General features: G+C 71.1%; 6 protein-coding genes. 1 reads left to right on the forward strand and 5 read right to left on the reverse strand.

Translation table 11 applies throughout. From position 1 onward, the window contains the following. Positions 1 to 7: 7 nt before the first annotated feature. Positions 8 to 3,883, forward strand: a complete 3,876-nt coding sequence (locus AOP78_RS01370; protein ID WP_062200719.1) for a DNA-directed RNA polymerase subunit beta' — start codon at positions 8 to 10, stop codon at positions 3,881 to 3,883. A 394-nt stretch (positions 3,884 to 4,277) separates the two neighbouring features. Here the strand turns inward: AOP78_RS01370 and AOP78_RS01375 are convergent, their stop codons facing one another. The 5 genes from AOP78_RS01375 to AOP78_RS01395 are packed head-to-tail and all read right to left on the reverse strand — an operon-like array spanning position 4,278 to position 10,520. Further along, positions 4,278 to 4,907, reverse strand: coding sequence for a hypothetical protein (locus tag AOP78_RS01375; protein ID WP_062200720.1), 630 nt, complete (start codon positions 4,905 to 4,907; stop codon positions 4,278 to 4,280). Beyond that, complete coding sequence (locus AOP78_RS01380; protein WP_062200721.1) at positions 4,904 to 5,707, reverse strand: PP2C family protein-serine/threonine phosphatase; 804 nt, start codon at positions 5,705 to 5,707, stop codon at positions 4,904 to 4,906. Before AOP78_RS01380 ends, AOP78_RS01375 begins: the two co-directional genes overlap by 4 nt. A gap of 18 nt (positions 5,708 to 5,725) precedes the next feature. Then, a complete protein-coding gene (locus AOP78_RS01385; RefSeq protein WP_062200722.1) occupies positions 5,726 to 8,194 on the reverse strand; it encodes a transglutaminase-like domain-containing protein in 2,469 nt (822 codons plus the stop codon). Beyond that, a complete protein-coding gene (locus AOP78_RS01390) occupies positions 8,194 to 9,549 on the reverse strand; it encodes a DUF58 domain-containing protein (protein ID WP_062200723.1) in 1,356 nt (451 codons plus the stop codon). The genes AOP78_RS01385 and AOP78_RS01390 overlap by 1 nt, the downstream gene beginning before the upstream one ends. A gap of 5 nt (positions 9,550 to 9,554) precedes the next feature. Beyond that, entirely contained in the window at positions 9,555 to 10,520 is a 966-nt protein-coding gene (locus tag AOP78_RS01395) for an AAA family ATPase (protein ID WP_062200724.1), read from the reverse strand. Positions 10,521 to 10,534: the final 14 nt, after the last annotated feature.

Genomic DNA, 10,534 nt, shown 5'->3' on the forward strand with positions numbered 1-10,534 from the left:
ATCGACAGTGCTCGACGTCAACGAGTTCGGCGACCTCCGCATCGGTCTGGCCAGCGCGGAGCAGATCCGCGAGTGGTCCCACGGCGAGGTCAAGAAGCCCGAGACCATCAACTACCGCACCCTGAAGCCTGAGAAGGACGGACTCTTCTGCGAGAAGATCTTCGGCCCGACCCGCGACTGGGAGTGCGGCTGCGGCAAGTACAAGCGTGTCCGCTACCGCGGCATCGTCTGTGAGCGATGCGGCGTGGAGGTCACCCGTTCCAAGGTGCGTCGCGAGCGCATGGGCCACATCGAGCTGGCCGCGCCCGTCACCCACATCTGGTACTTCAAGGGCGTCCCGTCGCGCCTCGGCTACCTGCTCGACCTCGCCCCGAAGGACCTGGAGAAGGTCATCTACTTCGCGGCGTACATGGTCACGTCGGTGGACGAGGACGGCCGCCACGAGGACCTTCCCCAGCTCCGCAACGAGCTGGAGAAGGAGAAGAAGTTCATCGCCAACCAGCGCGACGTGGACATCAACAACCGTGCCGAGAAGCTCGAGAAGGACATCGCCGAGCTCGAGGCCGAGGGTGCCAAGGCCGACGTGAAGCGCAAGGTCAAGGACGGCGCCGAGCGCGAGATGGCGAACCTGCGCAAGCGCGCGGACGCCGAGATCGAGCGCCTCGACGCGGTGTTCGACCGCTTCGCGTCCCTCAAGGTCCAGGACCTCGAGGGCGACGAGCTGCTCTACCGTGAGCTCTCGCGTCGCTACGGCTCGTACTTCAAGGGCTCCATGGGTGCCGAGGCCATTCAGCAGCGCCTGAAGGACTTCGACCTCGAGGCCGAGGCCGAGCTGCTGCGCGACATCATCGCCAACGGCAAGGGCCAGCGGAAGACCCGTGCGCTCAAGCGCCTCAAGGTGGTCAACGCGTTCCTCACGACGACCAACTCGCCCGTGGGCATGGTCCTGGACGCCGTCCCGGTCATCCCGCCGGACCTGCGTCCGATGGTGCAGCTGGACGGTGGCCGCTTCGCGACCTCCGACCTCAACGACCTGTACCGCCGCGTCATCAACCGCAACAACCGCCTCAAGCGTCTGCTCGACCTCGGTGCCCCCGAGATCATCGTGAACAACGAGAAGCGCATGCTGCAGGAGGCCGTTGACGCGCTGTTCGACAACGGCCGTCGTGGTCGCCCCGTCACGGGCCCCGGCAACCGTCCGCTGAAGTCGATCTCCGACATGCTCAAGGGCAAGCAGGGTCGCTTCCGTCAGAACCTGCTCGGCAAGCGCGTCGACTACTCGGGCCGTTCGGTCATCGTGGTCGGCCCGAAGCTCAAGCTGCACCAGTGCGGTCTGCCCAAGCAGATGGCGCTCGAGCTGTTCAAGCCGTTCGTGATGAAGCGCCTCGTGGAGCTCAACCACGCGCAGAACATCAAGTCGGCCAAGCGCATGGTCGAGCGTTCGCGTTCCGAGGTCTGGGACGTGCTCGAGGAGGTCATCCGCGAGCACCCGGTCCTGCTGAACCGTGCGCCCACCCTGCACCGTCTGGGCATCCAGGCGTTCGAGCCCCAGCTGGTCGAGGGCAAGGCCATCCACCTGCACCCGCTCGTCTGCGGCGCGTTCAACGCCGACTTCGACGGTGACCAGATGGCTGTGCACCTGCCCCTGTCGGCGGAGGCGCAGGCCGAGGCCCGCATCCTGATGCTGTCCTCGAACAACATCCTCAAGCCGTCGGACGGCCGTCCGGTGACCATGCCCTCGCAGGACATGATCATCGGTCTGTACCACCTGTCGCTGCTCAAGCCGGGCAGCAAGGGTGAGGGCCGCGTGTTCGGTACCGAGGCCGAGGCGATCATGGCGCTCGACGCCGGCGACATCACCCTCAACACGCAGATCCAGCTCCGCGTCGACGGTGACACCGTCCCGCCGCGCGGCTGGGTGGCGCCCGAGGGCTACGTCGAGGGCGAGCCGTTCATGCTCGAGACGACGCTGGGTCGGTCGCTGTTCAACGGCACCCTTCCCGTGTCCTACCCCTACGTGAACCGCAACGTCGACAAGAAGGTGCTGGGCGACATCGTCAACACCCTCGCGGAGCGGTACCCGAAGGTCGAGGTCGCCGCCTCGCTCGACGCGCTCAAGGAGGCCGGCTTCTACTGGGCGACCCGCTCGGGCGTCTCGATCGCCATCAGCGACGTCGCGACTCCCGCCAAGAAGCAGGAGATCCTGGCTCGCTACGAGGCTCAGGCCGAGAAGGTCCAGGACCAGTTCGACACCGGTCTGATCACCGACGACGAGCGCCGTCAGGAGCTCATCGAGATCTGGACGCAGGCGACGAACGAGGTCGACCGCGAGATGCGTGCCTCCTTCCCGGAGTACAACACCGTCCACACGATGGTCGGCTCGGGTGCCCGTGGTAACTGGATGCAGGTGCGTCAGATCGCCGGTATGCGCGGCCTGGTGGCGAACCCGAAGGGTGAGATCATCCCGCGTCCGATCAAGTCGAACTACCGCGAGGGCCTCTCGGTCCTCGAGTACTTCATCGCGACGCACGGCGCCCGCAAGGGTCTCGCGGACACGGCTCTCCGTACTGCGGACTCGGGCTACCTGACCCGTCGTCTGGTCGACGTGTCGCAGGACGTCATCGTCCGCGAGGAGGACTGCGGCACCGAGCGCGGCCTCAAGATGCCGATCGCCCAGGTGCTCGGCTCGGGCGAGCGCGTCAAGCACGAGCGCGTGGAGACCTCGGTCTTCGCCCGCACGCTGGCCACGGACGTCGAGGACGCTGACGGCAACGTCATCGGCAAGGCGGCGTCGGACATCGGCGACGTCATGCTCGACCAGCTCATCGCCGCCGGCATCGACGAGATCAAGGTGCGCTCCGTGCTCACCTGCGAGTCCGCCGTCGGTACCTGCGCGAAGTGCTACGGCCGCTCGCTCGCGACCCGCGAGCTGGTGGACATCGGCGAGGCCGTCGGCATCGTCGCGGCCCAGTCGATCGGTGAGCCCGGCACCCAGCTGACGATGCGTACGTTCCACACCGGTGGTGTGGCGTCCGCTGACGACATCACGCAGGGTCTGCCGCGTGTCCAGGAGCTCTTCGAGGCCCGCACCCCCAAGGGTGAGGCCCCGATCTCCGAGGTCGCCGGTGTGCTGCGCGTGGACGACTCGGAGGCGACCCGTCGTCTCATCGTCACGCCCGACAACGGTGACGAGCCGATCGAGTACCCGGTCACCAAGCGTTCGCGCCTGCTGGTCCAGGACGGCGAGTCCGTCGTGGTCGGCCAGCAGCTCGTCGCGGGTGCCGTGGACCCGAAGAACGTCCTGCGCATCCTCGGCCCGCGTGCGGCTCAGAAGCACCTGGTCGACGAGGTGCAGAACGTGTACCGCTCGCAGGGTGTGGAGATCCACGACAAGCACATCGAGGTCATCGTCCGTCAGATGCTCCGTCGCGTGACGGTGCTCGACTCGGGTGACGCCCCGCTGCTGCCGGGTGAGCTCGTCGAGCGCGCCCGCTTCGAGCAGGCGAACCGTGCGACCGTCGTCGCGGGCGGCAAGCCCGCCTCGGCCCGTCCGGAGCTCATGGGCATCACGAAGGCGTCGCTCGCGACCGACTCGTGGCTGTCCGCGGCCTCGTTCCAGGAGACGACGCGCGTCCTCACCGAGGCGGCGATGTCCGGCAAGTCGGACCCGCTGATCGGTCTGAAGGAGAACGTCATCCTCGGAAAGCTGATCCCCGCCGGTACGGGCCTCGCCCAGTACCGCACGGCGACGATCAACCCGACCGAGGAGGCCAAGTCCAACCTGTTCCCGTCCTTCGGGTACGAGGAGTGGGACGGCCAGTACTTCTCGGAGGGCACCGGCGAGGCCGTGCGCCTCGAGGAGTTCGACATCCCGCGCGACTAGTCGCTCGATCCACGCAGAGCCCGGTCACCGTCAGGTGGCCGGGCTCTCGTGCGTCTCGGGGCGGGCCCGCGGACGATGCGGGGGCTCAGGGACGATGCGGTGCCAGCGCGCTCGCGGCGCGCCACAGCGATGCCGCCCCGCACACCGTCACGACGACCTCGCTACCGCATCGTCCCCGTGCTCAGGCTGTGGACTTTCAGTCACGGCGCCCCCGGGTTCCTGTCGCCGGGCCGGTGGGAGCCGATGAGCGAGGTGAAGGCTCCAGCTGAGGGAAGGGGGTGCCGACATGAGTACGTTCCTCGTGTGGTGGACCGGGATGTCCATCGTGCTGTGCTCAGGCATCACCGCATGGGCGATGCACCGGGCGCGCTGGTAGGCGCCTGCGCGCCCCGCGTCAGCCGAGCACGATCGCGGCGACGACTCCGAGGGCGACCAGTCCGATGCCGGAGACGGCGCTGACGACGATCAGCGCGGCGATCGTCGCGCGTGCGCCGCGTCTGCTGCGTCGGGAGACCGAGCGCAGCTCGCTGGCCGCTGGACGGGCGCGCTGCGCCCGCATCTCAGGGGAGCCAGGCGACGGAGGACCCGCAGGAGCGTCGGCGATGGACGGTGGCGTGGTGGTCGCGGGCCTCGTCGCGGGCCCGGCTCCCTCATGCAGCGTGAGCGTCGGCGGCGGAGCGATGACGCGCCGACGGCCCGCCACCCTGTCGTCCCGCAGCACCGCACGGCGGCTGCCGGGGAGCGTGGCGTCCTGATCCTGCGGCGCCCTTCGCGGCGCCCTGACGACGAGAGGCTCCGGGGCGTCCGGCGTGGGCGCGGCGAAGCGCGAGGCGAGGACCGTCGCGTCATCGTCGTCTTGCCTGCCGCCGCCGCGGCGAGGCGACACGACCGTGCGGTCCACCTCCGCATCGTCCTGCTGGGCGGTCGGGAGGTCCGGCGAGGCCGCCGAGCCCGGGCCTCGCGGGGACACGATCGTCTCGTCGTCATCGGAGGGCGGCTCCGTCCGACCTTCGTCGGTCGTCACTTGCGGGTCCGCAGGGTGTCGGAGGTGACGTCGTCGGTGCTGGTCTCCCGTGCGCCGTCGGCGCCGGACAGCACGTCGACCACCACGACCGTGATGTTGTCGCGCCCGCCGCTCTCGTTCGCGAGCCCGACGAGGCGTCGCGCGGCGTCGTCGGGTCGGCCCGACATCGTCAGCACCGCCCTGATCGTCTCGTCCGCGACCTCCCCGTACAGACCGTCGGAGCACAGCAGGAGCCGCTCCCCGTTCATCGCGGGGACGAGCCACGCGTCGGCGGCGCTGTCGGTCGCGCCGATCGCGCGGGTGATGACGTTCCTGTGGGCGAAGGAGGCCAGCTCCTCCTCGCGCATCTCGCCCGCGTCGACGAGCTCCCTGCCGAGCGAGTGATCCACGGTGATCTGCTCGAGCTGAGTGCCGCGGTGGCGGTACACCCGCGAGTCGCCCACGTTGAGCACGAGCCAGGCGGGCTGTCCCTCATGCTCGGTCAGGACGATGCCGGTGACGGTGCTCCCGGCGCCGACCGTGGTCGCGGCGGCGACCTTGGCGACCCGGGCGTTCGCCTCCCTCAGCGCCGCCTCGACCTGGCCGTACGTGCCGTAGCCCGGGCCGGGCACGAGGTCGTGGAACGAGGCGACGACGGCGGCGCTGGCCTGGTCGCCCGCCTCGTAGCCGCCCATGCCGTCGGCGACGATGAACGCGGGACCGTCCGCCAGGTAGGAGTCCTCGTTCTGCGGGCGCACGAGCCCTGCGTCTGTCGCCGCACCGACGCTGAGCGTGACGGCGGCGAGGGAAAGGGTGGTCATCGAGCGGCTCCTCGTGGGTCAGTGCTGCGCATGCGTCCGCCTGCCGGTGTTGACGAGCGCGGGTACGGGCTGGGGTGCTGGCCGGGCACGGCGCAGCACGGAACGAAGGCTGAGAGTGGCGCGCAGGCGCCGCCACCGCGACCCGCGCCGGGCAAGATCCTGGCGCTCGGCGTCGACGAGGCGCCACGACTCGCGCGCGGCCTCCGACGTCGGGGCGTGGAGATCGAAGACGGCGCGGTCCGCCATGGCGGCGAGCACGAGAGCGCGGTCCCGTTCGAGGAGGTCCGCGAGCTCCCCGCGGGTGAGACGCTCGGGCACGTCGAGGCCCGCGTCGACGTACGCGTCGACCATCTCCTCCCAGGCGCCCACCACCGCGACCTCGGGCACCTTCGCGCGGCGGCGCCTGGACCGCCGGATCACCTTGGCCACCGGCAGGACGAGGAGCGGTGCGGCCAGGAGCGCGAGCGTCAGGGAGAGCGCGAGCCCCGCGAGCGCGATCCGCAGCGCGACCGGCTCATCCTCCTGCGCCGCCTCGTCGTCCGTGGCCGCGTCCGCGGTCTCGTCGCCCTGGACGGAGGGAGGCTCGATGACCTCGCTCGCCGGCATGTCCGCATCCGTCGCGTTCTGGGGCAGGCTCTCGCCCTGTCGGATGCGGGTCGGGGTGGACTCGAACTGCGGCGTCGCGTCGAGGACGGTCCAGGCGTCCGTCGAGTCGGCGCGGACCTCGACCCACGCGGTGACGTTCGCTCCGGTGCAGGTGCCGTCGCACGCCGGCACCCCATCGCTGGCATCCGCCTGCCCCAGGCGGATGCCGACGACGACGCGGGACTCGAAGCCGAGATAGCGGGCCAGCACCGCGGCGGAGGCCGCGAACTTCTCGTCGTCGCCGACGGCGGCGACCAGCAGCTCGTCGGACGGGTCGTCTCCTGCGCGCAGCTCCTGGTCGAGCAGGCTCTGGAAGAGCGCCTCGACGTGGGCGCTGGTGTGTCCCGCGCGCACGGGCTCGAAGACGTACGGGCCGCGCGAGGACAGGTCGGCGATCCAGGACTCGGCACCCGCCTCGCGCGCGGCGTGGCTCAGGTAGCCGCGCTCCCTCAGCCGCGACACGAGCTCGATCAGGTCGGCGCCGGTGCGACCCACGGACTGCTGGTCGACCCAGGCGGCAAGCGCCGGGTAGTCGTCCTCGCTCACGGTGGCGTCGCCGCCGGTGGCCGTGGCGAGCGTCGCCGTGCCGTCGTCCTCGGTGGCCGCGATCGTGTACGAGTCGCCGGCGACGAGGCCGAGCCCCGCGTCGACGGTGTCGAGCGCCAGCATCGCGGTGTCGAGGTCCTCGTCGGCGTAGTAGGCGTCGGCGAGCTCGCTCGCGCGCGCGCCGAGGAAGCGGGGCGCACCGCCCGACGCGGTGGCGACGGGCACCCACACGCCGGTGTACGCCGGGCCGATCGTGACGGTCAGGTCGGCCGACTGGACGGTGGGCCTGCGGGCGAAGGAGGCGGCGTCCGCATCGACGGTGAACGACTGCCCCTCGTACGAGTCGAGCGTCGCGATGCGCAGCCGCTGGCCGTCGAGCGCGCCCGAGACCGTGAGCAGCACGGCGTCGTAGGAGGCGTCCGTGAACCACGAGCGGTACGCGCTGAGCGGGCTCGGCTGCGCGGCGATCACGGAGGCGGGCACCACCTCGTCGCGCAGCGCCGTGCGGTCCTCGGAGGCGACGGTCGCGGGCGCGATGCCGAGGCCCACGTAGACGGCGGCGGCGATGAGGGCGGTGGAGACGAGCCGACGGCGCGCGGCCAGGCTCATGGAGCCTCCGCGCCGCCGCACGGTCGCGGCCTGGGACCGTGCGATGCGCAGCGCGTCCGAACGGTCCAGGCGGGCCCTGCCGAGCAGCCAGGCCGCGCAGACCGCGACGGCGGCGGCGACGATCGTCGCGCGCGTCGGCTCCGGCACGGTGAACGGGCCCCACTGCGCCGACGCCTCGGGAGTCGAGGAGCCGAACGCCATGCCGAACGCGGGCATCGCGAGGAGCGGCAGGACCGCGAGCGACGCAGTGCGGCCGCGCCCGGTCGCGAGGACGGTCGCGCCCCATGTGCATGCCGCGACGAGGGCGAGGAAGGGAACGAGCAGCGCCTGATAGTCGCCGACGGGGATGGTGATCGTGAGGAGGTGCTTCCAGCCGGTGACGACGGACGCGAGGGCCGCGACGAGCGCATCGGCGAGACCGCCAGGGTCGCTGAGCGATCCCGGCATCGTCGTGGGGACGACCGCCACCGCGAAGGCGGCGACGACGAGGCCCGATCCTGCCCACGTGCTCCATGAGCGCGCCCTCGTGAGCAGCGCGGGGCCGACCCCGATCACCGCGCCGACGCCCGCCACGATGACGAGCCGAGGCGTCTCGTACACGGGCCACGCCGACCACACGGCGAGCGCGACGCTCGCGGCGACGGCGGCGAGCGTCAGCGCGAGCGAACGGGGAGAGGGAAGCGGCATCACACGCTCGCTCTCAGAAGCAGGTGGCCGAGGTCCGGCAGCATGCCCACGGTCGCGATCCGCATCTCGCGCGCGGTCTTGAGGGACGGCTCCGCCCCGGTCTCGCAACGCGCCACGATGACCTGGACGTCGGCGGGGAACGACAGCGCGGCGCGCCTGAGGTCGGCCCAGGCGTGCTGTGCTCCCGTGACCAGGAACACGAGGGACAGCTCGGGCGCGGCCTGCAGAGTCATCGAGGCGACCTGGTCGAGCGGCATGACGTGGGCGTCGGACTCGAGCGGGCACATCGCGTCCAGGAGCGCGCGGGAGGAGACGGTCGGCAGGGTCGTGAGCGAGTGGATCCTGCCGCGGTCCTGGTCAGCGATCTCGCCGCTCGTCGCCACCACGACCTCGCGGCCGTCCCGGACGGCCTGCGAGCCGAGCGAGGCGACGACGGAGACGGCCATCTCGAAGTCGTCGTCAGAGGCGTAGGCGCCCGCGTGCAGGTCGAGGACCACGGCGATCCTGGAGCGCCTGGTCTCCTCGTACTGGCGGACCATCAGCCGCCCCGTGCGGGCCGTCGACTTCCAGTTCACGTGCCGGCGCGAGTCGCCAGGAAGGTACTCGCGGATCGCATGGAACGACAGGTCCGAGTCGACGATCGTGCGCGTCACCTGACCCTCGAGGTCGCGGATGAGCCCCGCGCTGGTCGAGGGGATGGACGTCGTCACGGGATGCACGTAGATGGTCTGCTCTCCCGGCCACGTGTGGTCGCGGCGCAGCACGCCGAGCGGGTCGCCCCGCCCGATCGTCATGGGCCCGACGCTGATGATGCCGCGTCGCGCTGCGCCGATGGTGAGGGTCTCCCGATGCGACGCGTGCGGACGCAGGAACGGCACCTGGGTCTCGACGAGGCCGTCGCCCACGGGCACGTCGAGGACCGCGGGCAGCGACGATCTGCGGCCGCGGTTGGTGATCTCGAGGGTCGCGCTCAGGTCGGTCCCGGCGACGACGCGATCGCGCTCGAGGTCCAGCTCGACGGCGTACGTGTGGGTGCCGAGCAGGAAGGGCACGCACACGAGCAGGAGCATCGCGGCGCCGGCGGCGACGATCGCGCCCTCCGACCAGTGCCAGGCGAGCGCCGCTCCGAGACCGGCGACGGCCGCGCCGAGCAGCAGCCAGCCGGCGGGGCTGACCGTGCCGTCCACCGCGTCCCAGGCCCGTCGCAGCGCCTCCGCGCCGCGGTCGATGGCCGTGCGACCGCGCTCGACGCCCGCAGCGAGGCCGCGGCGCTCGCTGTCGTACCGCGTCACGGTCGCGCCCGAGGAGGGCGTGCCGGTGGCGCGGTAGCTGTGGGAGCCGGTGCGGTCGGTCATGTCGGTCAGGCCTGCCCGTTCTCCGCGGGCGGGGGCACGTCGAGCAGGACCTGGCCGATGACGTCGGCAGCCCCGACGCCGTCGAACTCCGCCTCGGGCTCGAGGATGATGCGGTGCGACAGCGCGGGGATCGCGAGGTCGCGCACGTCATCCGGCGTGACGTAGGTGCGGCCGTGCGCGGCCGCCCACGTCATCGCGAGGCGGGACAGCGCGATCGCGCCGCGGACGGACACCCCGAGCCGCACCTCGGTCGCGCGCCGCGTCGCGTCGACGAGCCGGATCACGTAGTCGGACACGAGCGGGCTCACGTGCACGGTGAGGCCCATCTGGATCATGCTCGTCATCTGGTCAGGGGCGAGGACGGGAGCCGCCTCGCGCCGTCCCTCGGGGACGCCCTGCAGGATCCGCATCGTCGCCGCGTCGTCGGGGTAGCCGATCGAGGTCTTGACCATGAAGCGGTCCAGCTGCGCCTCGGGCAGCCGGTAGGTGCCTGCCTGCTCGACGGGGTTCTGCGTCGCGATCACGAGGAACGGGGACGCTGCGGGACGGGTCACGCCGTCCACGGTGACGTTGCCCTCCTCCATCACCTCGAGCAGCGCCGACTGCGTCTTGGGGCTCGCCCGGTTGATCTCGTCGGCGAGCACCACGTTCGCGAAGATCGGCCCTGGATGGAACTCGAACTCGCCCTGCTTCTGGTCGTAGACCGTGATGCCCGTGACGTCGCCGGGAAGCAGATCGGGCGTGAACTGGAGGCGCGAGGCGCTGCCGCTCTGCGATCGGGCGAGGGCGCGCGCGAGCGCGGTCTTGCCGGTTCCGGGCACGTCCTCGAGGAGCACGTGCCCGCCGCTGAGCTGGGTCGCGAGGACGAGCTCGATGACGTGGCGCTTGCCGAGGATCACCTGCTCGACGTTGTCGGCCACGGTCGCGAACGTCTGCGCGTACCACTGTGCCTGCTCGGTGGAGATCGTCATGGATTCCTCTCGTC

The organism is Demequina salsinemoris (genome assembly GCF_000974805.1).
In the GTDB taxonomy this organism is placed as follows: Bacteria; Actinomycetota; Actinomycetes; order Actinomycetales; family Demequinaceae; genus Demequina; species Demequina salsinemoris.